Origin of the sequence: Gordonia sp. DT218 (assembly GCF_049847105.1) — a bacterium.
Taxonomy (GTDB): Bacteria; Actinomycetota; Actinomycetes; order Mycobacteriales; family Mycobacteriaceae; genus Gordonia.
In genome coordinates, this window is sequence record NZ_JBNCNS010000001.1 from 1,002,718 (window position 1) to 1,029,115 (window position 26,398).

At 63.3% G+C, this 26,398-nt stretch carries 21 protein-coding genes; 14 read left to right on the forward strand and 7 right to left on the reverse strand.

What is annotated here, in order from left to right; all coding sequences use genetic code 11:
- The first annotated feature begins 88 nt into the window (after positions 1 to 88).
- Positions 89 to 673, forward strand: a complete 585-nt coding sequence (locus ACPXCG_RS04670) for a 3,4-dihydroxy-2-butanone-4-phosphate synthase (RefSeq protein WP_425789540.1) — start codon at positions 89 to 91, stop codon at positions 671 to 673.
- A 93-nt stretch (positions 674 to 766) separates the two neighbouring features.
- Positions 767 to 1,561: an IclR family transcriptional regulator gene (locus ACPXCG_RS04675; RefSeq protein WP_425789542.1), complete on the forward strand. Its 795-nt coding sequence runs from the start codon at positions 767 to 769 to the stop codon at positions 1,559 to 1,561.
- A gap of 100 nt (positions 1,562 to 1,661) precedes the next feature.
- Here the strand turns inward: ACPXCG_RS04675 and ACPXCG_RS04680 are convergent, their stop codons facing one another.
- From ACPXCG_RS04680 to ACPXCG_RS04695, 4 genes are all read right to left on the reverse strand, one after another.
- On the reverse strand, positions 1,662 to 3,488 hold the full coding sequence (locus tag ACPXCG_RS04680; RefSeq protein ID WP_425789544.1) for a flavin-containing monooxygenase: 1,827 nt from the start codon (positions 3,486 to 3,488) through the stop codon (positions 1,662 to 1,664).
- Positions 3,489 to 3,578: 90 nt separating this feature from the next.
- A complete protein-coding gene (locus ACPXCG_RS04685; RefSeq protein ID WP_425789546.1) occupies positions 3,579 to 4,889 on the reverse strand; it encodes an NtaA/DmoA family FMN-dependent monooxygenase in 1,311 nt (436 codons plus the stop codon).
- Positions 4,890 to 6,476: 1,587 nt separating this feature from the next.
- A complete protein-coding gene (locus ACPXCG_RS04690) occupies positions 6,477 to 7,562 on the reverse strand; it encodes an ABC transporter substrate-binding protein (protein ID WP_425789548.1) in 1,086 nt (361 codons plus the stop codon).
- A 969-nt stretch (positions 7,563 to 8,531) separates the two neighbouring features.
- Positions 8,532 to 9,392, reverse strand: a complete 861-nt coding sequence (locus ACPXCG_RS04695) for an IclR family transcriptional regulator (protein WP_425789550.1) — start codon at positions 9,390 to 9,392, stop codon at positions 8,532 to 8,534.
- Positions 9,393 to 9,855: 463 nt separating this feature from the next.
- Between ACPXCG_RS04695 and ACPXCG_RS04700 the strand changes: the two genes are divergently transcribed.
- The 3 genes from ACPXCG_RS04700 to ACPXCG_RS04710 all read left to right on the forward strand — a co-directional run bounded on the left by ACPXCG_RS04700 (position 9,856) and on the right by ACPXCG_RS04710 (position 12,553).
- Positions 9,856 to 10,137: a ferredoxin gene (locus ACPXCG_RS04700; protein WP_425789552.1), complete on the forward strand. Its 282-nt coding sequence runs from the start codon at positions 9,856 to 9,858 to the stop codon at positions 10,135 to 10,137.
- Between the two features lie 62 nt (positions 10,138 to 10,199).
- A complete protein-coding gene (locus tag ACPXCG_RS04705; protein ID WP_425789554.1) occupies positions 10,200 to 11,636 on the forward strand; it encodes an aromatic ring-hydroxylating oxygenase subunit alpha in 1,437 nt (478 codons plus the stop codon).
- Between the two features lie 65 nt (positions 11,637 to 11,701).
- Positions 11,702 to 12,553 carry a VOC family protein gene (locus ACPXCG_RS04710; protein ID WP_425789556.1) on the forward strand — a complete coding sequence of 284 codons (852 nt, stop codon included), beginning with the start codon at positions 11,702 to 11,704 and terminating at the stop codon, positions 12,551 to 12,553.
- Between the two features lie 305 nt (positions 12,554 to 12,858).
- On the opposite strand, the gene ACPXCG_RS04715 is transcribed toward ACPXCG_RS04710, so the two are convergent.
- A complete protein-coding gene (locus ACPXCG_RS04715) occupies positions 12,859 to 13,326 on the reverse strand; it encodes a hypothetical protein (RefSeq protein ID WP_425789558.1) in 468 nt (155 codons plus the stop codon).
- A gap of 157 nt (positions 13,327 to 13,483) precedes the next feature.
- On the opposite strand from ACPXCG_RS04715, the gene ACPXCG_RS04720 reads away from it, so the two are divergent.
- The 8 genes from ACPXCG_RS04720 to ACPXCG_RS04755 all read left to right on the forward strand — a co-directional run bounded on the left by ACPXCG_RS04720 (position 13,484) and on the right by ACPXCG_RS04755 (position 23,995).
- The gene (locus ACPXCG_RS04720; protein WP_425789560.1) at positions 13,484 to 14,746 is read left to right on the forward strand and encodes an ABC transporter substrate-binding protein; all 1,263 of its coding nucleotides are present in this window, start codon (positions 13,484 to 13,486) and stop codon (positions 14,744 to 14,746) included.
- Between the two features lie 40 nt (positions 14,747 to 14,786).
- Positions 14,787 to 17,615, forward strand: a complete 2,829-nt coding sequence (locus tag ACPXCG_RS04725) for an ABC transporter permease subunit (RefSeq protein ID WP_425789562.1) — start codon at positions 14,787 to 14,789, stop codon at positions 17,613 to 17,615.
- Entirely contained in the window at positions 17,612 to 18,379 is a 768-nt protein-coding gene (locus ACPXCG_RS04730) for an ABC transporter ATP-binding protein (RefSeq protein WP_425789564.1), read from the forward strand. The genes ACPXCG_RS04725 and ACPXCG_RS04730 overlap by 4 nt, the downstream gene beginning before the upstream one ends.
- Before the next feature lie 186 nt (positions 18,380 to 18,565).
- Positions 18,566 to 19,813 (forward strand): ABC transporter substrate-binding protein, encoded by a 1,248-nt coding sequence (locus tag ACPXCG_RS04735; RefSeq protein ID WP_425789566.1) that lies wholly within the window; start codon positions 18,566 to 18,568, stop codon positions 19,811 to 19,813.
- A 160-nt stretch (positions 19,814 to 19,973) separates the two neighbouring features.
- Positions 19,974 to 20,531 carry an isochorismatase family cysteine hydrolase gene (locus ACPXCG_RS04740; RefSeq protein ID WP_425789568.1) on the forward strand — a complete coding sequence of 186 codons (558 nt, stop codon included), beginning with the start codon at positions 19,974 to 19,976 and terminating at the stop codon, positions 20,529 to 20,531.
- 234 nt (positions 20,532 to 20,765) lie between these two features.
- On the forward strand, positions 20,766 to 21,239 hold the full coding sequence (locus ACPXCG_RS04745; RefSeq protein WP_425789570.1) for a nuclear transport factor 2 family protein: 474 nt from the start codon (positions 20,766 to 20,768) through the stop codon (positions 21,237 to 21,239).
- A gap of 189 nt (positions 21,240 to 21,428) precedes the next feature.
- A complete protein-coding gene (locus ACPXCG_RS04750) occupies positions 21,429 to 22,319 on the forward strand; it encodes a mycofactocin-coupled SDR family oxidoreductase (RefSeq protein ID WP_425789572.1) in 891 nt (296 codons plus the stop codon).
- A 158-nt stretch (positions 22,320 to 22,477) separates the two neighbouring features.
- Positions 22,478 to 23,995, forward strand: coding sequence for an AMP-binding protein (locus ACPXCG_RS04755; protein ID WP_425789574.1), 1,518 nt, complete (start codon positions 22,478 to 22,480; stop codon positions 23,993 to 23,995).
- Between the two features lie 116 nt (positions 23,996 to 24,111).
- Here the strand turns inward: ACPXCG_RS04755 and ACPXCG_RS04760 are convergent, their stop codons facing one another.
- Entirely contained in the window at positions 24,112 to 24,603 is a 492-nt protein-coding gene (locus ACPXCG_RS04760; protein WP_425789576.1) for a hypothetical protein, read from the reverse strand.
- Positions 24,604 to 24,963: 360 nt separating this feature from the next.
- Here ACPXCG_RS04760 and ACPXCG_RS04765 point away from each other — a divergent pair, with 360 nt between their 5' ends.
- Positions 24,964 to 25,395: a pyridoxamine 5'-phosphate oxidase family protein gene (locus ACPXCG_RS04765; protein WP_425789578.1), complete on the forward strand. Its 432-nt coding sequence runs from the start codon at positions 24,964 to 24,966 to the stop codon at positions 25,393 to 25,395.
- A gap of 66 nt (positions 25,396 to 25,461) precedes the next feature.
- Here the strand turns inward: ACPXCG_RS04765 and ACPXCG_RS04770 are convergent, their stop codons facing one another.
- Entirely contained in the window at positions 25,462 to 26,256 is a 795-nt protein-coding gene (locus ACPXCG_RS04770; protein ID WP_425789580.1) for a FadR/GntR family transcriptional regulator, read from the reverse strand.
- Positions 26,257 to 26,398 lie beyond the last annotated feature (142 nt).

The window sequence follows — 26,398 nt, forward strand, 5'->3', positions numbered from 1 at the left end:
CGTGAGTGCCGGCTCTCTCTTCGACCTCGAGATGGACTTTGGTGATTCCCTTCGGGAACATGGTGTTTCAGCCTCGGCGCGGGAGGCGGTGTCACGGCTCCGGAGCGGCGAGATGGTGATGATCGGCGATGATGTCAGTATCTCGCGCCGCTACGATCTTGTCTGCACCGCCGATCGCCTGACCACTGAGCAAACGGCGTTCCTCGTCCGCCACACCTCCGGCTTCCTGCAGGTGGCGCTGCGCGATGCGCACTGCGACCGCCTGCAGCTCCCACCCGTGGCCCCCACGGTCGACCGGCGGTCATCCCAGCAATGTGTCGGGGTGGACGCCGCGGCGGGAACCGGTACCGGAATCTCGGCCACCGACCGAACGCAGACCATCAACACGCTGGGGCGGCGTGACTCCACTCCGAACGACTTCACACGCCCAGGTCATGTCCTCCCTGTTCGTGTCGCCGTGAGCCCTCCGTGGCACGAACTCGCGGGTCTCGCACTGGGACTGGCCGAGAGCGCCGGTTCGGTGGCGGCGGTGTTCGCCACGCTGGTCGGTACCGGCCGCCGCTCTGACGGTCTTCTCGACAGAGATGAGGCAGAGGTGTTCGCTGACCGTCATCATCTGCAGATCATCGGCTATTCCGAGGCCGGGCAGGTGCGCGGTTCTCGGACCGGCTGACGTCGTCGCCGGTAAGCCATCTCGTCACCTCACTGCAAAATTCACACATGCGAACCCCAGGCACCCTGGGCCGATCACTTTGGATGGTGCAACATGACCGCATTGCTGACCGACGACTGCGCGGTGAACGTGCAGAACGCCTTGCCTCTGTCGATGGTCGAGCGGATGACGCTGATCATGGAGGCATTCGACCGGCCGCTGGCCCGGCTCACTCTCGACGAGGTGACCCAGCACACCGGCCTGCCGCGCTCGACGGCACACCGGATCCTGGATCAGCTCGTGCAGTGTCGCTGGCTCATTCACGCCAAGACCCACTACAGCCTCGGAAGCCTCGCGCTCACGCTCGGAGGCCGAGAGCTCGCTCAGCACGAGCTACGTTCGGCAGCGTCGGACACCCTGCAAGCGCTGGCGCTTCGTACCGGCATGTACGTTCATCTCGCGTCTCTGGCCGGCTCCGAGATCTACTATCTCGACATGTTCGGTGGGCGAAACGGCCATCGGGTTCCCTCCCAGGTCGGTGGCCGTGCTCCTGCACATTGCACCGCTGCCGGCAAGGCGATCCTCGCCAGCCTGTCGCCCGAATATGTCGACAACCAGTACTCGAGCGTGATTCGCAGTGGCCGTACCGATTACAGCATCGGCGACATCGTCGTCCTGCACCAGGAACTGGCTCGGATCCGCGCCCGGAACGGTCTGGCCACCGAGCGTGGCGAATGCTTCGGACACCTGGCGTGCGTGGGCGCGGCAGTACGCAACTCCGACGGGCCGGTCGGCGCGATCTCCATCGTCACGCGCCACGCAAGCCCGCTCGAGCCGCTCGCCCCGATGGTGCTCCGTGCGGCAAGGAGCATCTCGGACAAACTCATTCACGGCAGCCGCTTCTCCTGACCCGACTGCTCCCGGACTGCCGTCACGCAACTCGTTCCCCGCATGCACGAGCGCCCGGTGACGGCTTGCAGAAGCCTGCCACCACCGGGCGCCCGCGAGATCATTCGACCGTCACGCCCTCCATGGTCCCCGCGGCACGCCACTTCTCCAAGATCTCGAAGAAGGCGACCGGGCCACCCCCGTATCCGGCTGAGAGCAGGCTGTCCGGATTCTCCGTGTCACCTTCCGAATCCAGATAGCTCGGTGTGCAGTCGGCGAAGAACTGCTTGCCCATCACCGTGCTCTCGGCCATGGTCTGCACCCATTCGTCCTCGGCCTCCTGGTCGGCCTCCACCAGGAGGCCGCCCTGATTCGCCCACTCCTCGAGGATGTACGCGACATGACGCGCCCGCTCCTCGGCGGTGTGCACGTAGTTGGGCGCGATCCCCGTCTGCGTGTATCCCAGGAAGAAGCAATTGGGAAAGTCGTGCGATTGCAGTCCGTGGAATGTGCGCGGACCCTTGGCCCACTTGTCACTGAGACGGGTTCCACCACGACCGGTGATGTCGAATCCTGCCCGCCGCGTGTAATTCGTCGCCACCTCGAACCCGGTGGCGAAGATCAACGCGTCGACCTTGTACTCGACGTCGTCGACCACCACGCCGTCGCGGGTCAGCCGGTTCAGTCCGCGGCCGTCGGTGTCCACCAGCTCGACGTTGTCCCGATTGAAGGTCTGCAGGTAGGCATCGTGGAAGCTCAGTCGCTTGCACTGCCGCTTGTACCACGGCAACAGACGTTCGGCCGTCGACCGATCGTCGACGAGCGACTCGATACGACGCCGCACCCGCTCCATCGACTTGAAGTCCTCCTCGAACAGGAACTCGGCGATCTCCTCCATCGACATGGCGGTGCCGCGACGCTCCATCTCTTTCATCACGGCGGGACCGGTCAGCTCGAGAGCGACCTGCGTCCACCCGTCGCCCACGAGATCCTCGTCGGCGCCCATACCGCCGGTCACCTGGGTGAAGTTCTCCATCCGTTCGCGTTGCCATCCCGGCTGCAGGCCCGCGGCCCATTCCGGATCGGTGGGCTGGTCGCCTCGGACGTCGACCGCCGCCGGCGTTCGCTGGAACACATACAGCTTGCCCGCCGACTCGCCGAGATGCGGAATACATTGCAGCGCTGTGGCACCGGTACCGACGATCCCGACTCGCTTGTCACGCAGTCGATCCAGTCCGCCGGTCTCGTCACCGCCGGTGTACGAGTAGTCCCACCGGCTCGTGTGGAAGGTGTGTCCTTCGAAGGAGTTGATGCCTGGAATGCCGGGCAGCTTCGGTCGGCTCAGCGGCCCGGGCGAGACCAAGACGATCGTCGCGCTGATCCGGTCCCCCCGATCCGTCGTCACCGTCCACTTCCGTGCGTCGTCGTCCCATACCATCTCTGTCACGACGGTCTGCAGGAGCGAGTTGCGATAGAGGTCGTAGTGTTCGGCGATCCTCACACAGTGTTTGCGGATCTCCGGACCGAATGCGTACCGACGCTCCGGAATGTATTCCAGCTCTTCGAGCATGGGCATGTAGATGTACGACTCGATGTCGCACTGGGCGCCCGGATAGCGGTTCCAGTACCAGGTCCCCCCGACATCACCCGCCTTGTCGACGATCCGGATGTCGTCGAATCCGGCCTCCCGCAACCGGACCGCCGCGATCAGACTGCCCAGCCCGGCGCCGATGACGAGGACCTGCACCTCGTCGTCGACGGGTTCCCGCTCGACGAACTCCGTGTAAGGATCATCCGCGTAGTGGGAGAACTCGGCAGTCACCTCGATGAACTGTCCGAGAGCGTCTGTCCGCAGCCGCTTCGCGCGCTCGTGCGCGTACTTCGCGCGTACCCATTCCGGGTCGTAGAACTCTGGCTGCGGCCCCGGGGCCTGCTCGGGGAGCGTCATCTCGTACTCACCTCTTTCAAAAGAATCTGACCGAAGTCGCTGCCGCTGAATGTGATCACTGGCCGTGAGCCTCCGCGTTCCGCCGGATGCTCACGCGCTGAATCGCTCGCGGAGAGGACGTGAGTCAGGGCGACCACGATAGATGCCCCGGTCGATCAGACGGGGTACCACCTCGGCGACGAACTCACGGATGTCGATGACCCCGGTGGGGAACATCAGGTTGAACCCCCCGACGTGACCGTCGGCGTGCCAGGTCGCCAGATCCTCGACGAAATCGTCGTAGGACCCGATGAACTTGCGGTGCTGCGCACCGCCCCGGGCCAACGAATGAGCGGTCACGTCACGCACCGTGGCACCCGGATGCTCGGTGATCCAGGTGTAGAGCCCGACATAATTGCCGTATGTGCTCTTGATCGTGTCCTGGACGTCCTCGGGCTTCGGGAGCTGGTCGAGCGGGAACGGATCATCGATGCTGTCGAAGGTGTACTCCAGCCCGAACTGGACCAGTGCGAACGGCGCGTACAGCTCGTAGTCCACATGCTGGTCGAGCTCGCGCTGCTTCTCCTCGGCCTCCGCGAGGGTCCGACCGAGATACGGGATCAGACCAGGGATCGCCGGGACGGTACCTTTCGCCCGCCCCGCCTCCGCCAATGCCTGGTCGAGCTGCGCCCGGTATTCGGCCGCCTGCTCACGCGTGTTCGCGTTCGTGAACACCATCTCCGCGTGCTTGGCCGCGACCTTGATGCCCGGGCCCGAACCCCCGGCCTGTGCGATCAGAGGGCGGCCCTGCGGACTCGGTGCGACGTTGAGGGGGCCGAGGACCTGGTAATTCTTCCCCTGGTGGTTGATCGGATCGGCATAGAAGCGCCTGATGCCGTCGGGATCGAAACGTAGCTCACGATTCTCCCAGAGACCCGTCACCACATCGAGGAACTCGTCCGCGATCTGGTAACGGGTCTTGCGATCCGGATGGCTTTCCTTGCTGTAGTTCAGTGCCCATTCCTCACTGACACTGGTGACAGCGTTGAAGCCGGCCCGCCCGTTCGAGATCTGATCGAGCGAACCGAGGAGCCGGGCTAGGTTGTACGGGTCATAGAACGACGTCGATGCGGTCGCGATGAGACCGAGGTAGCGCGTCTGGCAGGCGAGCGCCGCAAACGCGGTGATGGGCTCCGGCGGGCCGTGATCCGGCGCAGGCGACCCGGCGGTACCAGCGATGTCGCCGAGGAACATCGCCGTGCACAGGCCTTCCTCCGCCAGTCGGCCCATCTCCAGGATCGGGAGGTAGGCGTTGCGCCGGCTCGGACCGCCGCCATGGTCGCGTTCGTAGGCGGGCGCGCCCTGGTGGTGATTGATCTCGTTGCCGACCAGGTTCAGGTGTAGATAGCGTTGGTTGGACATCTGCTCTCCGTCTTCGACTTTGTCCCGGTGGAACGTAAATGAAGGAACTTGAGGCGTTCGCCGGCAAGTGTCAGGTCAGGTTAGGAGGGCGACGGAGACAGGTCACCCGCCGTCCCGCTGGTTGAGACCTCGAACCCTCAGCTCTCAACACGCGCCGGGTTGATGCGACTCGCGGACAACAGGGCCCGACGCCGAAATAGGGCTCGCCCAAACACACACTTCTGCAACGTATTCCGGCATACTGGTGACCGATCCGACGCAGCAACGCGGACAATTGGTGCGCCGTTTGCGAATTTTGCTTCCGAATGACGGCAGCGTTGCGCTGGGAGGCGTTCACGGCGAGGACGCAGCTCTTGAACGCGGTTCCAACAGAGGCGACGCGACCAGGGAGTGACGAAGACCGCGACCACCCTGCTGATCCGTCGTCTGGAACCGCCGCTCCTCAGCCCCGGCGTATCGGATTCGGACCCGCGGACAAACGGATGCCAATCAATGAGAAGACCGGCGGCAGAGTTACAGTGACCACCGGCGCCGGTCGTGCGGAGCCACGCGCGCAACCAGATCGGTACGGCAACCGTTGTCTGGCATCCGACATGTCATCTCCGCTGATTGCTGACTACGACGGCGCCAGAACCACACTGGCACAGAGACCACAATAATCCAGGTAGTCGGCCACGATATCCTCGCGCCAATCCAAGGGTCCCGACCGCGAACTCCTGACGACTTCCCTGTCAGTCCAAGAAAGTTCACGTACACCGCGCAAGTGTTCTCTGCACATCGAGGCCGAGATGGCCCTCTCTGCCGGCGATACCAGGATGGGCCGCAGTAACCGATAGTTGTTGGTATGGAAGACGGCTCCGGCCTGCCGGCGTCCCAAATGGCACCCGAATCCGGATGGGCGGTCGGATATCAGGTCGATTTGGACGTAGCCGGCCAATGCGTTCGGGGCAGGTGTCCCGGCGTGAAGTGAAGCGAGCCCAGGTTGGGGTGTTGCTTGTCCAAGGACCAGATCGACCGGAGGTCTCATGCCCCACCGTAGCGTCGGGGTGAAGTCGCGGACAAGGCTGTCTCGCTGCCGAACTCGGGGTCATAGCCCGCACCGTCTCCCCTGGCCTAGTGCCCGGAGACGTGATCCGGGCGTCGCAGACCTCGGTGCGATACGAACGTGACCATCCTGGAGAACTGTGCACACAGATGTCAGCAAGCGCGGCCGTATCCCCGACGGTGGTGGCCGACGTGCGAAAGACCGTGAAACCACAGTCAGCGGCCTGGCACCGACCCGATGGCCGGGTACCTCTGGACCTGGTACGCGTGAACGGGCGGCGGCGGTGGCCGCCATCGCCGCGTCGCGCTGGGTGTGGCCGTGAGGCGGGAGGTCGCAACGCTGAGGCGGTGACGGTGCTCAATTGACACCGTCACCGCCTCAGCCGTCAGCTCCAGGTCGACACGCCGAACGACAGTTGGGGACTCACATCCGGCCCCTACGGGACCGTGACCTGGCCGCGGAGGCGGACTGACCGACAAGATTCGTGGTCGCCGGCCTGCGCTGCCCCCGCAACTGGTTCATTGTCGGAACAGTTGCCGCCTCTAGCCCGACGTCGTCGGCAGCGCACTCACGGTGGTCGGATCGACGAGCTGACCGTCCTTCATCGTGAGCATGATCATCTCGTTGCTGCATACAGACGGTTGGCCGGCGAGCGCCGTGCCGTCGCAGGTGAAGGTGATCCCGTCGCCTGCCGGGAGAACGACATCTTTGGCGGAACGGATTGCATCGGTCATCGTGGCCGCCGTGACATCACCGGTCAGACCGGCGACCGCACGATAGAGACCCAGCGCGCCTTGGTAGCCGGTGACCGCGTAGCCGGAGGTCGCCGTGTCCGGCGCGTACTTCGCCATGATCGCGCGATACAGCGCGCTCTCTGGCGCGTCGGACGAGGTGTCGGCACTGCTGACCACCTTCATGTTTTCCAGCGCGCTCGCACCGACTCCGGAGACAACCTCCGGAGCGGCACACGACTGCGGAGTCATGATCTCCGCGTTCGAACCCAAGGTGACCAACGACTTGATCACCGCGGTGCAGACCGTCGACTCACCAAACACTATTGCGCCGTCCGGATTTGAGGACAATCCGGCACTGACCTGCGGAGTCGCATCAGGGGTACCCAATGGAATCGGAACGAGCTTGAAGTCGACTCCGGCCTCCTTGAACGCCGGCTCACCGATCATCTTGAGAGCGTTGATCGAAGCCGGAACATCAATTGCGTACGCGACGACCGACTTCATCCCCTTGCCCTTGGCGTAGTTGGCGAGCGCCTGCGAGGTGTTCTGCCCCGCGGCCCAGACGAAGGCCCCGTCCGTCGTGCCCTCGGTTGCCCCGCCCGTCACTGCGGTCACGTATGGGATCTTCGCGCCGGTGATGATCGGCGCCATGATGTTGCCGAAACCAGAGGAGGTCACGATCACCGCTGCGACCTTCTTCTCCACCATCTGGTTCGCGCAGTCCCGGGCGGAAACCGGCTCCTCAGCCGACTTGCACACGACCAGTTCGATTGGACGACCGGCAATTCCTTTGTAGTTCTCGTTGACGTACTTGGTGGCCGCTTCCGCTGCTTCACGGTTCTCCGGCTGCGAAATGGACGCACCGCCCTCGTTGTTGATCAGACCGATCTTCACAGATTCGCCAGACGCAACCTGCCCCGGAAATGCCTCCGACGGCACAGCGGCGCTACTGCCGGCGTCCGATGCACTGTCGTCGCTCGATCCACAACCCGTCACAATCCCCAGGACCAGACATGACGCGCCGACAGCCGCCATCGCCACACGGGCGGGTTTGAATATTGCCATTTGCTTTCTCCTCATGTGATCGCCCTGGGAATCATCCGGTCCCGGCTGGGCGTCTTGCCAACGGGATCATCGTGGGTCAACTGCCGAGGCCGCCATGATCTGCTCAAGCAGGTCGGCGCTCTCGATCCGCCCCTTGACCAACCTCTGGGCAAGGAGGGCGACGTCGAAGGCACCAGGTGCAGCTTCAGCTGACACCAGCGCTCAACGTTAATGTAGATGACCTAGATAACTATGTTGTGTTCGTCACCTTACTACAGCCCTGTAATGGGTGTCACCCTTTTGTTTTGGGGACCTCGCATCGGTGTGCCAGTGGTCCCACCGGATCAGATGATGCGGGCGTTCCACGCCCTTCCGGACCCACGTAGTGATACTTCTACGGGGCAAAATGTAGCAAGTGACATGGGGCACTCAGGGCAGCCCAGAAAGGCCTTCCACTGCTTCGGCGGCGACTGCTGGTTCGCGAAGAGACGATCGAGGCGTGACAGGAAGCCACGCACGACCATTCGATCGTGCAGTGGCCCATACCGAACGAGCCGATCCGCCTCAACCGAGGGAGGTCGCCCCTTCGACGTCGAGCTATGTGGCGATCCCGCCTGACGCTCGAATCATGTGCGACTGCCTGATCATCGCTTCGCCGGCCGTCGAGGCATGCGCAATGCGCGCATGGCCCCGCCAGACTGTCAGTGGCGCATGCGATACCGAGCCATTTGCCTTGGGCTGGTCTCGCAGGCACATCCTCGTCGAAAGACAGTTCAAGAGGTGGGTGCCACCGGCCCCATGCGGCACCAACGATCTCGACTACCGACGACGTACTGCCGCCTGCTTATTGCTCGCATTCCAGATCGCCGTCGCTGCGTGATCGACAGCTTCTGCCAACGCGCCCAGGCGGAGCCGGCCGAGCTGACCGCTGACCGACACAGCGCCAATCACTTCGCCGGCGCCACGGATGGGAGCGGCAGCGCAAGCCCACCCCTCGAACGTCTCACCGCGGTCGAACGCCACCCCGAGACGACGAATCGTATCGAGCTCGGCCAGCATTGCGGCAGCGTCTGATCCGGACGGTGAAGCTCCTTGCCGTCCGTCCACTGCAAACTCGGCCACCTGAGGGTCGAATGCTGCGATGGCCTTTCCCAGAGCACTGCAGTGAACCGGGAAGCGTCCGCCACGACGAACAGGGGTGCGCACCGGACCTGCCATCACTCGTTCGAGATCGACGATCTCGCCGTTGTCGAAAACACCGAGGTGGACCGGCATTCCGGTACGCGCCGACAACGCCTGGAGATGGGGCAGCGCAATTTCTCGCAGGCGACTGGCCTCGGCCGCCAAGCCGCCGAGCTCGAACATCCGGAGTCCCACCCGGTATCCCCCCCGCTCGCGTTCGACCCACCCGATCTGACACAGCTGATCCGCGAGCCTGTGCAGGGTCGACTTGGGCAGGCCCGTCCGCGCGCTCAGATCACCAAGGCCCAGCACCTGCTGACTGCAGTTGAACGCATCCATGATTGCCGCGACCCGGCCGAGGACAGTACGGTCCGGACTCCGACGGTCCGAACTCTCACAATCATCCGTGGATGCGAGGGCCTTACGGACCGATGTCGACGGCTCTGGAGGTGCTGCGATCGGCGCAGTCGAGACGGGCTGCATCAGGCTGGATGACATGTTGTCACCTTTCATTCAGGACACTCTGTGTCTCCACATGCCCAATTCTGAGGCGGATCTGGCGGGCTGAGGAGGAGATCCAGAGCTATTCAGTGCCCTCTTTTGAGCTGTAAGCAGCATCACACCCCGCCGTGAAGTTGTCAAGGCGCACTCCGATCCGAGGACCTGCCTCATGTCGCGCCCGGCAACGCCGGCAGTCGGATCGTGCGACAGATCGGCCATCCCGCCTGACGGAAAGGCGGATTGACTTCCGAAACACGCTCCACGAAAGTTTGTGCCAGAGTCGAGAGAGCATCGACGGTGAGGCTCGATCTCCTCTTGAGCCGTGCGACCACCAATTGACCAGACTGCGGGAGCGTTCTGCATACCGCTCGTTCAGGCCCTTTCCCTCGCGGACAGAAGAAATGGAAACCTGTCGATCTCCATAGATCATTCGGCCCGGACAATAGGAAGAGGAAATCCGATGAATGAAGATGTTCGAGTCTGGATCGAGCACGATCTCTGCACCGGAGACGGACTGTGCACTCAGCTGGCGCCGGACGTTTTCGAGTTCGACGATGCCGGCGTGGCGCACGTCAAACCCAGTGCTGAGGGACCCCTGTTGACCGAAGAGGGAGCGTCCGCTGACGTGCCGGAAAACCTCCGACTCGACGTGATCGACGCCGCCGACGGATGCCCAGGGAACTGCATTCACGTCGCCCGTCGATCCGACGGAGTAGAAATCGCCGGACCCAACGCCGACTAATCGACGAGATCACATTTCCGCGCCCGCGGGCGCACGATTCCACTGACACAAGGAGTGATTCGATGACTATCGTCGACGAGCCCACAACGAACCGACCGCCGATCTGGTTCGAGGGCGACGTGCCACCCGAGGAAGTCCCCGAAAAATACCGACTCGGCCGGGCATTCATTCCGAAGGCCCGCTACCTCGACCCAGATTTCCTGGATCTCGAGCTCGGGCGAATGTTCCCTCGCACCTGGCAGATCGCATGCCGGGCCGAGGAGTTGGCCGACGTGGGAAGCTTCGTGGAATACGCAGTCGGAGACTTCTCCGTCCTCGTCGTGCGCGAGTCGAAGACCGCCATCCGTGCGTATCACAATTCGTGCCGCCATCGCGGTACCCGCTTGGCCCGCGGCCGCGGCCGAGTCGGATCGTTGATCTGCCCGTTCCATGGGTGGCGGTGGAACCTCGACGGCTCCATCCGGCTGGTGCTCGACCGCGAGGAGTTCGTGCCACGGTCCGACGAGGATCTCGGTCTGGCCCAGGTCCGCGTGGATCAGTGGGCCGGGTTCGTCTTCATCAATCCGGATCCCGACGCCATCCCTCTCCTGGAATATCTCGACCCGATTCCCCGGATCTTCGAACCTTTCCAGCTCCAGAACTTCCGGCTCCGGTGGGGAAAGAGCGTCGTCCTGGACACCAACTGGAAGACCGGGCTGGACGCGTTTCTCGAGGCATACCACGTCGCCGGCACGCATCCTCAGCTGTTTCGGCTCGACCGGACCAACGACAAGTTGGCATCGCTTCGCGAGCTGGACATCCGTCCGTGGGCACCGACAACGGTCTACGAACGGCATTCCCACTATTCAGCTCTCGGCCCCAAGTCGACCTCTTCGAAGAATGACGGCAAGGACCCTTCCAAGCGCAGCGGAGACCAGATCTCGGACGCGCGCCTGAACGTCGCCAACGCCGTCCAGTATCTGCACGAGGACATGCGCGGCCTGGAAAACGAGCGCAGCTGGCGAGCGGCTGAAGCTCTCAAGACCGCCGACGTGCCGGAAGGCATGACCGCGGGCAAGTACTTTCTACAGCTGTACCGCGAACTGTCGATCGAGGAGGGCTACGACTGGCCCGTGATCCCGCCGGAACAGTGGACCGAGGCGGGCAGCTCCTGGGCGGTGTTCCCGAACAGCATCATCCTGCCCGGCCAGGGCTCCGCGTTCTGGTACCGGTCACGCCCCTACGAGAAGGATCCGAACAAGTGCGTGTTCGAGGTCTTCAGCCTCGATCAGATCCCGATTGCCGATTACGACAAGAAGCGGCGTTTCGAGCCGTCCCACTTTGACGACTACAGAGACGCCGATATGGGCCAGGTCTTCGGCCAGGACTTCATGAACATGACGGAAGTGACAGCCGGAATGCACTCGCCGAGCTTTGACGGACATCGGCTCAGTGAAGAGCAGGAGATGACCATCTGGAACCACCATCGGGTATCCGACCGGTACATCTGGCGGGACTGACGCCCACCAGGCGACGCCTGGACGACCTACCCACAACCCCAGAAACATACTGATTGGAGCTTGCCATGGGAGTACATTCCCTCGGCTACATCCGGCTGAACTCCCCCGACATCGACGAGTGGCGAAGATTCGGCAAAGATTTCGCCGGCCTCATGAAGGTCGAAGGCGCGGACGAGAAGTCTGTCTACTTCCGCATGGATGACCACCCTCCCCGACTGGTCGTCAGCCCAGCCGAGGAAGCCTCTTGTACGGCAATCGGTTTCGAGGTGTTGGACCGACGTGAGCTCGCGGATCTGGTCGAAAAGATCCGCGCCGAGGGAATCGACACGGTCGCGGGTTCGAAGGATGAATGCGCCGAACGGCGGGTCACCGGGTTCGCACGCTTCACGGATCCCGGGGGAAACCAGGTCGAGCTGTACTACGGGCCGATCCTCGACCATGTGCCGGTGCAGACGCCGCTCGTCTCCGGGTTCGTCACCGGTGACATGGGCTTGGGACACGTCATCGTCACTGCCGAGGACGTCGAGAAGACGTTCGACTTCTACAACCGCATCCTCGGATTCGTCGAACGCAACACCGCAGGCCCCACGTACTTCATGGGCTGCAACGCTCGGCACCACAGCTTCGGTTTGGCACCCCGGCCCGGGCCGGGGGGACTGGTACACATCATGGTCGAGGCCAAGACGCTCGACGACGTCGGGATCGCCCTCGACCGGGCGTACGCGATGGACCTGCCGATGATGCACACCTTGGGCAAGCACACGAACGACCAGATGGTCTCGTTTTACGTCTACTCGCCGGACACTTACGCTTTCGAGTTCGGTTTCGACGGCCTGCAGGTGCCCGAGGCGGTCCCGACATACAACATCACCGAAGGAGCCCTCTGGGGCCATCGGTTCACCCCACCCCCGAGTTAGAACTTTCGCCATCTGACTACCGAACGACGCACTTGCGTGGTGTGCAGAGGGTATTCCGGTCCGCCTGGCGCGGCGACCGACCAATCCGCCTCAGTCCCCCGCCAGGCCGACGAATCGGATCCCGGTTCTGGATAGGCCGGGCAGCGAGGTCGTTCGGGACCACCGGCCGGCGCGATCACCATATGGTGTTTCGCGCCGGCCGGCGTCGTTCTGCGCGACCCAGACCAGCGCGCACTCCCACGATTCAGTTCACCTCTCACCTCGCCACGGCTCGGGCCCCCACTTCGCGCACTTGGTAAAACTAGTTAACAGTAGATGCGACTCAGTAGGTCGCCCCGAACAGCAATGGGATGCGGGCCACACTCCACCTCGTCGCGGCAAGCCTCGACTACGGTCGACGCGACAAGTGCGACCGAGGCCGGTCCTGTCCACTCCACCGCGGTGATCGTAGACCGTGCTCGCACTCGATCCCCGATGCGCACCGCCGCCGGGAACACGACTCGATCGGCGCCATAGTTGACGCCCGATCGCATCCCTCGGATGCGACGCATCTGCATCACGAACACCGGGATGAGTGATAGCAGGAAATCAGGTCTCACCACGTCACACTCAGCCTCGAGGAGCAGGCGCGCCCCCCGCTCGGGCGCGACGGACGAGGCGAACCGAGCGGCCGCGTTCTCGTCGATCCGTCGCCATGGCGTCGGACCGAGAACCGCGCCGACCGACGACACGAGATCGTCCAGATCCTCGAACACACGCATCCCCGGCACCATCAGGACCCTCCTCCATCTCACCGGCGCGCGACGAGAAGTTCGAAGCGAAAAGCGCCGGAAGTAGTGACTTTTCCATCCGGACTATGCCATAGTGGCGCACAACACATAGTTATCTAGGTGATACACCCTCACGCGAACCGCCCACTGAGCAGAGAAAGTGAAACCTCTCATGAAACCGTTGCGCCAGCGCTGGACCACCAGGACCCTCGCTGCGGTATCCCTTCTGGCGGCCGCCTCACTCGCGGCGTGCAGCTCGTCGAGTACTTCCACGAGCAGCATGAGTGGCTCGGCCACCGAATCGATTCCGGCAGCAAGCTTCACCGCAAAGCCGGCGTCCGCGAACCCGATCAAGATCGGTCTGATCAGCAACGAGGGCGGGCAGTCGATCTCGCAACCCGAGAATCGGGAGGCAGCTGTCGCCGCAGCCAAATATGCCAACGACCACCTCGGTGGCATCGGCGGCCATCCCGTCGACCTGGTGATCTGCAAGAACGCAGAGGAACCGGCATCGGCGCGTGACTGCGCCAATCAGATGGTCGAGGCGAAGGTGTCCGCTGTCGTCGTCACCAGCACAGGCGAGGGCGACATTCTGGTGCCGATCATCACGGGGGCGGGAATCCCGTACGTCGCGGCAGCCGGCCAGAGTCACGAGGAACTCACCAACAAGCTCGCATTCATGTGGAGTGGCGGATTTCCGGCCAGCATCGAGACCATGGCGGAAGACGCCGAGCGTGCGGGAATGAAATCGGTTTCCGCTTTCACCATCGACATACCGGCTGCGGTCAACGGCCTCAAGACTTTTGGCCAGGAATCATTCTCGTCGAAGGGCATCGCACTCAACGTGGTGACGATCCCGCCCGGAACCCCAGATGCGACACCTCAGGTCAGCGCAGGCCTCACTGGTGATACGCAGGGCGCGATCGTCGTCGGCGAAGGCAATTTGTGCACTGCCACGCTCAAGGCGCTCGGCACGCTCGGCTTCTCGGGTACCAAGATGGGCATCCAGGGCTGCGCCACACCCACTGTCGTTCAAGGGGTCGGCGCCTCGTCCATGGAGGGACTTCGGGTCTACACAGCGGCCAAGACGACCGGCGACGATCCCGAGGCCCAGCTCTACCACAGCGTGATCAACGAATACGCGCCCGGCACCGACATCTCAGGCTATGCATACGTCGGCTACCAGGGTGTGCTCGGGCTGGTACGCGCGGCCGCAGGCATCAATCCGGCCGACACATCTCCACAGGCGTTCGCAGCAGCGATCCGCGGCGCGAAGGACGTCACGCTGCCGGCCGGCGGCGGACTCACATTCACATGTGACGGAACCGCAAACCCGACGCTGCCGTCGGTGTGCGGCAAGGGATCTGTGGTCGCAACTGTCGAGCAAGGCAAACTCACCAACCCGCAGACGGAGGAGAAATGACCCCTCACCCTGCACATGACCCGAAGATAGCGGTGACCCCATGACCCAAGACATCCAATTCCTGTTCCTCGGCCTCGGGAATGGCGCGGTGTATGCAGCGCTCGCGCTGGCCCTGGTGTTGACCTACCGGTCGTCAGGCGTGGTCAACTTTGCCACTGGTGCGATCGCGCTCTACGTCGCCTACACCTACGCATATCTCCGGACCGGGGAGCTGCTGATCCCGATTCCCGGGTTGCCGAAGACACTTCACCTGGCCGACTCGCTCTCGGTAGCACCCGCCATGGCCATCTCTCTCGTGATCGCGGCAGCGCTCGGTGTTTTCCTGTACTTCGCGGTCTTCCGATTGCTTCGTACCGCTCCGGCCACGGCGAAGGCGGTGGCATCGATCGCGCTGATGCTCGTCGTCCAGGCGCTCCTCGCCGCTCGCGTCGGGACCACGCCAGTGTCCGTCGACGCGATTCTGCCCTCGGATGTGATGACCTTCGGGAGCATCAGGGTGCCCTCCGACCGACTCTGGTTTGCCGTCGTCATCGTCGTGCTGACCATCCTGCTGATCCTGGCGTTCCGCCTGACCCGGTTCGGTCTCGCCACCCGGGCGGCCGCCGAGTCAGAGACCGGCGCCTTGGTCACCGGACTCTCGCCAGAACGGATCGCGTACTCCAACTGGGCACTGAGCACCGCAATCGCGGGCCTGTCCGGCATCCTCATCGCGCCCATCGTGCCGTTGATCCCCATCTCGTACACTCTGTTCATCGTGCCGGCGCTGGCTGCCGCACTGGTCGGCAACTTCAGCTCGGTGGGGGTCGCCGTCGCCGCCGGCCTGGGTATCGGCGTACTGCAATCCGAGATGACCCATATCCAGTCGACCGTCAGTTGGATGCCGAAGTCGGGTATGGCCGAACTCATCCCGCTCGTCCTCCTGCTGTTGTTCCTCGTGGTGCGTGGCCGGCCACTGCCGACTCGCGGCGCGTTGATCCAGAACACGCTCGGCACCGCACCGCGGCCGAAGAACCTGCTGCCGGTGACAGCGGTCTGGACTGTCATCGGAGCAGCCGGATTGATGTTCACCGCGGGTAGTTATCGAGGCGCGATCATCGCGACATTCATCCTGGCAATCATCGCCCTGTCACAAGTGGTGGTCACCGGATTCGCGGGTCAGATCTCACTGGCACAGCTCACCCTCGGCGGCGTGGGCGCCTTCATGGTCAGCCGACTCTCGCAGGATTGGGGAATCCCGTTCCCGATCGCACCGATCCTGGCCGCGCTCGTGGCGACCGTCGTCGGCGTGGTGGTAGGTCTGCCGGCGCTGCGCATTCGCGGCCTTCCGGTCGCCGTCGTCACGTTGGGCCTCGCAGTCTTCCTCGAGGCCTTCTGGTTCCGCAACAACTCATTCAACGGCGGCGTCAATGGCGCTCACGTCGAACCACCTTCCATCTTCGGTCTGGACCTGGGCATCGGCGCGGGTGACGACTACCCACGAATTCCGTTCGGTCTGATGTGCCTGCTCGTCCTGGTCGTGATCGGCATCGGGGTGGCCAAGCTGCGGACGAGTCGACTCGGCGCATCGATGCTCGCGGTCCGCGCCAACGAACGGTCGGCGGCCGCGGCCGGCATCAACGTCTCGCGCACCAAGCTCATCGCATTCGCCCTCGGAGCGTTCATCGCTGGTATCGGCGGATCGCTGATGGCCTATCAACAGACGATGGCGGTGCCCGATTCGTTCACCGCCATGGGCGGTATAGCCATGTTCGCAATCTGCTACCTCGCAGGTGTGACCTGCGTTTCGGGCGGCGTACTCGCCGGTGTGATGGGTGCAGGCGGGGTCATGTTCGTCGTCCTCGACCGAGTGGCCAACATCGGCGACTACTACGCGGTCATCACCGGCCTGCTGCTGGTGGTAACAGTGATCGCCAACCCAGAGGGCATCATCTCCGACATCTACAAACGCCGCGATCAGTTGCGTGCACGATTCCGTACCACCGATGCCGACCGCCCCGACCTGGGGCTCGACATCACTCAGACTGAGGAAGCAGTCCAGCGCAGCCGACCAGACAGCATCGGCGACGTGATCCTGACCGCAGATGGGATCGGCGTGTCCTACGGGGGGATCACGGCACTCGACGACGTGACCTTCGACGTCCGAGAAGGTGAGATCATCGGCCTGATCGGGCCAAACGGTGCAGGCAAGACGACATTCATCGATGCGATCAGCGGTTTTGCCGACGCAAGCGGCGCAGTGGCACTCGACGGCAAGTCCCTCGACGGCCAGCGCGCTTTCCGACGTAGTCGTGCCGGACTGGGACGGACGTTCCAAGGTATCGAACTCTACGATGACCTGTCGGTTCGCGAGAATGTCGAAGTCGGCACAACCGCTGCACACCATCATGGTTCGGGCCTTCAACCGCTGGACGACGATCAGATGAATCGGTTGTTCGAGGTCCTCCACCTGGCCAAGGTGATCGATCGGCCGGTCCGAGAGTTGTCCCAGGGGCAACGGCAGTTGGTGTCGGTCGCCCGTGCGCTGGCCGGCCGGCCGCGAGTCGTGTTGCTCGATGAGCCCGCCGCAGGTCTCGACAGCAGCGAAAGTCAGTGGCTCGGTGAGCGATTGCGGGCAATCCGGGATGCGGGCACCACCATCGTCATGGTCGACCACGACATGGATCTGGTTCTCAACGTGTGCGACCGAATCGTCGTGCTCGATCTGGGCCGTCGGATCGCGGTTGGTACACCCGACGAGATCCGTACCGACCCGGTGGTGACCCGCGCGTATCTGGGTGCCACGCACAGCGGGGAGGACAGCGCCAGCGAAGAGGTCGACAGGAACGAATCCAACTCGCAGGAAGTGAACGGACAGGAGGTGAACGCATGACCACGATGTTGAGCTGCCAGAAGGTCCATGCCGGATACGCGAAGGACCGCCCATGTGTGCGCGACTTCGACATCGACATCGCCGCCGGCGAGGTGGTGACGCTGCTGGGCCCGAACGGGGCTGGAAAGACCACCACACTGCTGACCCTGTCAGGCCTCTTGCCCAGTCTCGACGGCACCGTCACGGTCGACGGCACCGTGATCAAGGCAGGAAATGCGCGAGCGGCCGCACGCGCCGGACTCGTGCTCGTGCCGGACAACCGCGCACTGTTCACCAGCCTGACCGTCGAAGAGAACCTCCGGCTCGCGGTGAAAGCTCGCCGCAGGTGGGCGCAGGAGCGAGATGCGGTCCTGGACTACTTTCCACGACTCGCCGAGCGCCTCAAAGTGGCCGCGGGAGCCTTGTCCGGTGGAGAACAGCAGATGCTCGCGATCGGTCGCGCCTTGGCCCAACACCCCAAGGTCTTGCTCATCGATGAACTCAGCATGGGTCTGGCACCGGTCATCGTCGAACGCCTGCTACCGGTCATCCGGCGGGTCGCCGACGATACCGGCAGCGCCGTGGTGCTGGTCGAGCAGCATGTGCAGCTTGCGTTGGAGATTGCTGACACGGCTGTCGTTCTGCGACACGGGAACATCGTGCTCGAGGGAGACGGGAGGGAGCTCGCGAAAAACCCCGGGTTGATCGAGGATGCCTATCTCGGGGCCGGCGAAGGTCATCACCCAGACGCCGCCCAGTCGGGGGCCGCCGACACCGTGGCATGAGGCCATCCGCACCGTAACGGCGGTGCATCAGAATCTCCTGCGGCCCACACCGGCTTTTGGCGACAAAAGCCGCAGACCATTGATCGATGACGTGGCGAACGAGCGTATTTCGCGAATGATGCTTATGAGATGGCGACACGAAGTTCAGAATCAGCCAAGCCTCGACAGAGGCGAAAGGATTTTGCCATGAAGCTCTTTCGCGGGATCACCTCTCCATGGGTGATAGCAATTGCCGCCTCCGCGGCAGTGATGACAGCCGCCACTGCGTGCGGGTCGGATTCCTCTGACAGCGCAGGCACGGCCACCAGCGCCGCAGTGCCCTCCGACGCATTCCCCGGCAAGGCGGCGAGCGGTGCGCCCGTGCGCATCGGACTCATCAACAACGAAGGTGGCCAAGCAATCTCGCAACCCGAGAATCGGGAGGCCGCCGAGGCCACGGCGAAGTACGCCAACGAGAATCTCGGTGGGATCGCGGGTCGCCCGATCGAGCTGGTGGTGTGCAAGGAGCAAGAAGACCCGGTTTCTGCGCGCAATTGTGCCAATCAGATGGTCGAGCAGAAGGTTGCGGCCGTCGTCGTCACCAGCACCGGCCTCGGCAATATCATTGCCCCGATCGTCACCTCTGCCGGAATCCCCTATGCCACAGCACTTGCGGGCAGCCAGGCCGAGACCAGCAGCGACAACGCGTACGTGTGGACCGCCGGTAGCAGCACCTCTCAGGTCATGGCCAACTATGCGAAGAAGGAGGGCATGAAATCGGTTGTCGCGTACTCGATCGACAGTCCCGCGGCTACCGGATCGCTACAGATGATCGGCGCACCAGCCTTCAAGGCCGCCGGGATCGACTTCAAGGTCATCCCCATCCCCTTCGGCTCACCAGACGCCACACCGCAGGTCAGCTCGGGCCTGGATGCCAATCCCGACGGTGTCATCGTGTACGGCGAATCGACGGTCTGCACCTCGGTCATGAAGTCGCTCGCCACTCTGGGTTCGACCGCGACGATCATGACTCCACAAGCATGTGCGGCTCAGGATGTCGTACAAGGCGTCGGTGCCGGAAAACTCGAAGGACTCAAGGTGTTCAGCAATGCTGACACCACCTCCGACGACCCGGAGAGCGCTTTGTTCCGCGCCGTCATGCAGAAGTACGCGCCGAACACGTCGACCGTGGGTTACGCGGTCACCGGTTACCAGGGTGTGCTGGGCCTCGTGCGCGCGACCAATGGACTCACCGGCGAGGTGAATCCGACATCGGTGGGTGACGCGATCAAGCAGGCACAGAGCGTGGTCCTGCCGGCGGGCGACGGAATCACTTTCACCTGCGACGGCAACCAGGTACCGGGTATGAAGTCGGTGTGCGGGAACGAATTGATCGTGCTGACGATGAAGGACGGCAAGTTGACCGAGCCCAGCACGGTCCCTCTCTCCGCCTGATACGGCGGTCGACACCGTTCGACGATCTGCATCGAGAAGCCCTCTGCCGTCAGCCTGATGGCAGAGGGCTTCTCGTTGCAGCACGGGCTGTTCCGAATCGGATCACGGACAACTCAGGTACCATCGAGGCGGATGATCCTCGTCGTTCGGGAGTGAGACCTTGACCGCCACTGCGCTTGATCCACACACTGCCCTCGTACTGATAGATCTGCAGAGCGGAACCCTCGGCCGTGGCCTGGTGCATCAACCGGCCGACATCGTCGCCCGTTCCGTCGCTCTGGCAAATGCCTTCGGCGAAAACGATATGCCGATAGTCGTCGTGCGAGCGACCGGTACGCCACCCGGCCGGACCGAGTACTCGGCTTCGATGCCCGCCACGTTTCCGGCCGAGTTCGCCGAACTCCATCCCGACGTAGATGCCCTCGATGCCGCAGTACGCGTGGATAAATCCAGCTGGGGCGCATTCGTCGGCACAGACCTCCACGGCGAATTGTCAGCACGCGGCATCACCCAGGTCGTCCTTGCCGGTGTCGCCACCAGCTTTGGAGTGGAATCCAGCGCACGTGAAGCCTATGACCTCGGCTATCACGTAACGATTGTGCTCGATGCCATCAGCGACTCGCAGTCCGCATCACACGACCATGTGGTGTCATCAGTGTTTCCCGCGCTGGCCGAGCTCGCCACGACTGCCGAAGTCCTTTCGTTACTGGACGAGTAGCGCTCGCGAGGTCGCCGGCAAGCGGTCCGACGTTGATACGATGTCCGCCCGTGTCACGACGTCGTAGCGTGCCGTCCGAAGTTCGATCCCACTCAACGGAATCACCTCACGGGATGCGACGACGCCATTCCGTACGCTCAGATTCGAGTAAGACTTCGGAATGAACCTCGGGAACCCCGGCCGCGCAGGCAATGCGGAGATCGCCCCGAACGCCGGATCGAGTGGAGGCGACGGATGACAACTACCACACACGAGCTTCAGGCGACCGCGACTCGCCTCAGTGTCGACTACGCGTACGCCATCGACGCCCGCGACTGGGATCTCTTCGCCAGCGTGTTCACCGATGACGTTGTCGTCGAGTACAAGGGCATGCCCGAGATCCGTGGCATCACCCAGTGGCTGGACTACTTCATCCCGTTTCATGACGAATGCACCTGGACGTCGCACGTGATGACGAATCACCGCTCAGGGCAAGGTCCAGACGGCGCGTGGGCCATCTGCTACGGCGACGTCCGGTGGCTGCACCGCCGAGATGAGAATCGGCTCAACCACGCACTGAATGTCTATCGTGATGAGTTGAGATACGAGGGCAACACGTGGCGGATCGCCCGCCGACGAATGGATGTCGTCCTGTCGGACGCGGCCGACATCACATCCGCAGGTATCCATCTCCCGGCATCCATGCACGGCATTGCCACCGGCAGCTGACACGAAGCGACTTTTCGGCGAGAGATGTCGCATCGCAATCACCGGTGTCGATCACCTCCGCGACACGCACGACACAACCAGCGCCCAGCAACAGTAGAGCAGCACCTGCGGGTGTGCCCGAGGCCCTAAGCGCCGATGGGATCGATGTGGGCGAACTCGCATCGCCCACCTACGAAGGAGATACACGCTATGACCGAACCGAACGCCGCCCCCTCGATCCCTGGACCAGCCGCCATTGCGACGGTTCCCGAGGCGCCGATTCCAGACACTCCCACCGCACGCCGCTTCGTCGACAAGGTCGTGCTGATCACCGGCGCGGCCCGGGGACAAGGTCGGGCCGAGGCGGTCCGGTTTGCCGCCGAAGGCGCCGATATCATCGCCATCGACATCTGCGCGGACCTGCCCACGACAGAGTATGCCGGTTCCACACCCGCCGACCTCGCCGAGACCGCCGAGTTGGTGAAACGCCACGGCCGTCGAATCATCACGTCGATCACCGATATCACTGATTTCGCGGCTCTGAAGGCGGCGGTGGACGACGGCGTCGAGCAGCTCGGACGTCTCGACGTGGTGATCGCAAACGCAGGGATGACGACAGCGTCTCTGTCGTGGGAGATCGACCTCGATCATTGGCATGCCACCATCGACAACAACCTCCATGGCGCGTTCTATACCGCGAAGACAACGGTGCCGATCCTCATCGAGCAAGGACTCGGCGGCGCCATTGTGTTCACCAGCTCTGTGGCGGGCCTCAAAGGCCTGCCGTTGCTTGCCGATTACGCGGCCGCGAAACACGGTGTCACCGGATTGGCCAAGACGCTCGCCAACGAGCTCGCCACCTATCGCATCCGGGTCAATACCGTGCATCCGCACGGCGTCGCCACCGACCTCACGGTTCCGGAGCTGCACGGCAAGCTTGCCGCCCGACAGGACCTCGGCCTGCTGTACATGGGGAGCCTGCCGGACGAAACGAGCGAGTCCGAAGATATCGCCGCCGCCGTTGCTTGGATCGCCTCCAATGAGGCGCGCCACGTCACCGGCATCCAACTGCCCGTGGACCTCGGCAGGACGAATCGGTGATGCCTGCGCCGGGATTGCGCAGAACGCAAGCCCGATGAGATGGCGTGTGGTTCGCTGTCGCGCCAATCGGCAGCGAACCACAATCGCCAACACACTGTGACAACCCAGCCAGAAGGCGCCGCGTCGACAGGCGCGATCTGAGGAAGAAGCCGGTACGCGTGAACCTGACAGCACTCGCTCGGACGCTCGGCGACAAGCCCGCTGTGATCATGGCCGACAGCGGTGAAGCGTTGTCTTACCGTGAACTCGAGAGCCAGTCCAATCAGATCGCGCACCTCTTCCGCCGCCTCGGGTTGCAGCCGGGCGATCATGTCGCCGTCCTGGTGGAGAACTGCCTGGACTATTTCCCCATCGTGTGGGCGGCACAACGTGCCGGCCTGTTCTACACTCCGGTCAACTGGCACCTCGGCGACGAGGAGGCCATTTACATCGTAGACAACTGCAACGCCCAGGTCTTGCTTCATTCGGCATCCCTCAACGGCGATGCCATCGCTGATTCCGTCGCCGGAGTGAAGAACCGATTCGTAGTCGGCGAGACCACCGGATCTGCGGGCGAGCGCCTCTCCGACGCACTCCTCGGCTTGCCATCGACACCCATCGACGACGAGACCGAGGGCTACTACATGTTCTACTCGTCCGGAACCACGGGCAGACCCAAGGGCATACTTCCGACGCGCGATCGACACGCGTTCGGCACCGGCCTGCCAATCGATCACCGCATGAGTACCCGCTTCAGGTTCGGCTCTGACACAGTCTTTCTCAGCACTGGGCCCCTGTATCACGCAGCGCCCCTCGGATGGGTTATGGGCACGATCCGGAACGGCGGCACGGCGATCGTGACGCGGAAGTTCGCTGCCGAGTCGGCATTGCGCGCCATCGCGACCCATCGGGTCACGCACGCGATGTTCGTGCCGACGATGTTTGTGCGAATGCTCAAACTTGATCCGGACACACGCCTCGGAGTCGACGTGAGCAGTCTGGAACTGGTCATTCACTCGGCGGCCCCGTGTCCCGACAGCGTCAAGCGCGCGATGATCGACTGGTTCGGCCCCAAGATCACCGAATTCTACGGCGCCAGCGAGGGAACCGGCTTCTTCATGATCGACAGCCAGGAGTGGTTGGCTCACCCGGGGTCCGTCGGACGCCCGTTGCTGGGGTCGGTACACATTTGCAACGACGAGGGGCGCGAACTGCCCACCGGTGAGACCGGCACGGTGTGGTTCGACGGTGTCGGCCGGTTCGAATACCATCGTGACGCCCAGCGCACCGCGGACGCATTCGATCATCGCGGCTGGACAACACTGGGCGACCTTGGCCATGTCGATGATCAGGGTTATCTCTATCTGTCGTCTCGCCGGACGGACCTGATCATTTCCGGTGGGGTCAACATCTATCCGACAGAAGTCGAGGATGTGCTGATCGAACACGAGGCCATCGTGGACGTCGCGGTCATCGGGCGGCCGGACCCCGACATGGGACAGGTCGTCCATGCACTCGTGACCCCGGTCCACAGCAGAGTCGTCGGTCCCGGACTCGAAGCCGACATACTCGCTTTCTGCCGCTCGCGCCTCGCATCCTTCAAGTGCCCTCGCACACTGAGTTTCGGCGACGTACCGCGGCTGCCGAGTGGCAAGATTCTGCGCCGCCAACTCATGGGCGCCGCCGCCGGGGACTGACCTCTCCGGCTACACCGGCTCAGAAGAGCCGTATCGGGGTCGTGCTCGTCCGTGATCTCGAGGACCTCGATCGCACCCGCTATCGCGGCACCCCCGCGGCGCTCACCGCAGGTCGCTCACTCTTTCGCCCAGTTGTCGAATCCACTGGCCGTCACCGCCTCTCTGAGCTTCTTCGAGTCGTAGGTGAAGACATCAACGGGTTCGAACTCGATGACCACGCGAGCAGGGGTGTCGAGAAGTTGCATCTGTTGTCGGTATGCCTCGTCGTCGGCTGCCATCCCGACGCGTTTCAGGAAGAGCGGCAGGAGCCATCGCACACGGTCACGATCACCGTCGTGGACCACCGCCCGGGTCTTCGCAGTCACCATCGCTGCACCCGCTTCCACACCGAGGCTCGTCACGACCACGCAACTCTCGGGGCGATCTCGCAACGCCTGCACCCGCTTTCGCTTCGTTGTGGTGTGCACCCAGAACCGCCCGCTGTCCCAAACGAAGGAGTGCGGCATCGCTATCGGCCAGCCGTCCCTGTTGGTCCAGCAGACGGTGCACTCATTCTGGACCTCGAAGAGCCTCTCACGCTCTTCGAGGCTCAACGTGAATGCAGACACATCCTCGAGACTATTGATCCTGTCGCCCATATCGACTGAGGCTACAAGCGGAGTGCGCTCTCGACTTCCTCGAATTCCACTCAGAGAAACGGAGGACCAGATCTGGTCCACCACCACGGCGTACCGACATATGGCCAGGTGGATGATTCAAGCTATTCGATCCCACCCGCAGGCAGCCCTTCACCCGCGAGAGTGATTTGTATAACGTAGTCAGATATGTTGGTAGGCTGGTTCTGTTGGCCACGCCGTCGTCGCCAGAGTAACGGCGGAACGTTCGTGGCACGCAAACTTGCGGAGCGACAAAGGAATCCTGCCATGGAACATACCGTGATCACACAGAAGCGCGGCCGAAGGATCGCCATGACCCCCGGCGAGGTTCAGTCGTATCTGACCCAGGCACGCGTCTGCCGTGTGGCATCGGTAGACGCCGATGGCAATCCTCATGTGTCGCCGTTGTGGTTTGTTTGGGACGGAACGCACCTCTGGCTGAACTCGCTCGTCCGCAGCCGGCGGTGGACCGACGTCGTCCGGGATCCGCGCATCGCGGTCGTCATTGACTGCGGAGACGCCTTCGCCGAACTCCACGGAGTCGAAATGATCGGCACCACAGAGAGAGTCGGCGACATCCCCCGAGGCAACGAGCCTTGCGAGTCCCTGTCGGTACCGGAGCTGCTGTTCGCCCGGAAGTACAGCACCTCCGAAACGTTCAAGAGCGACGGCAGGCATGGCTGGTTGCGCGTCACGCCGTCACGGATCGTCAGCTGGGACTTTCGGAAAGCGGCCACCGGCTGAGTCCACCTAACTGATCGCAGGAGCGTCGTTGACCCCGGAGAGGAGGAGAAGGTGCTCGCCGCAACCTCATTCGAACAAGCTCAGCACCGAATCACGGTCACGATTCCGGTAGACGATCTCGGCGGCCCTCTCCAGATGGTCGCGCCAATGAGTCTCGGCGCCACGCGCGTCACGCGCCTCGACGAGTCGAACGAGTTCCGCGTAATCTGCGATCATCCGCGGAATGTAGGACACGTCGGCAGACGCGCCGGAGCCACTCTTGACCCGAATGCTGACCGCACGTTCCGCACCGATCACCTCCGCGAGCGCCATGATCTGGGCAGCCAGGGTCTTGTTACCGCAATGAAGTGCTACCAGGTCGTGGAAATCACCGGTCAGGGATACCCATTGGGCGAAACGCGCGCCGGTGCTGATCCCCGCTTCCCACACCTCTCGCTGCGATTGGATACAGCCGTCGAGCGATTCGATGGTCTTCTGTGTGCCCCGCGTCGCCAGAAGTCGAGCGCACACAGCGCCGAACTCGGTCCGCGCCTCGAGAAGGTCAGCGAGGGTGGTGCCCTGCGTTTGCAGAAAGAGCCCGATGTGCCGAGACGCCACAGCCAGATCTGGGAGCCGGACTCGCGGGCCGCCCCTCGCCCCGGTCAGCACGGTGATCAATCCGTCGTTCTCGAGAATGCGGAATGCCTCCCGCAGAGTCGGTCTCGACACACCCAGGTCCTCCACCATTCGACTCTCGGACGGAAGCATCTCGCCTTCGGCGAACTCGCCGCGCACGATCTGTCCACGGAGCCGGTCGGCGATCTGCTCCGATGCCCGGGGAACGCGCATGACCGAGCCGCCGCCCTCAAACAACGAAACCACTCTCCGAGATCCTTCCCCTCCGCATCCCGCGGCGTGCCGTTACGCCGACGCGAGCAGGCAGCACGCTGACCGCAGGCCGTCGGCCCACACCCTGCTGTATAGGTCTTTACAGTAACCCATATCACATTGTATAACTAGTCAA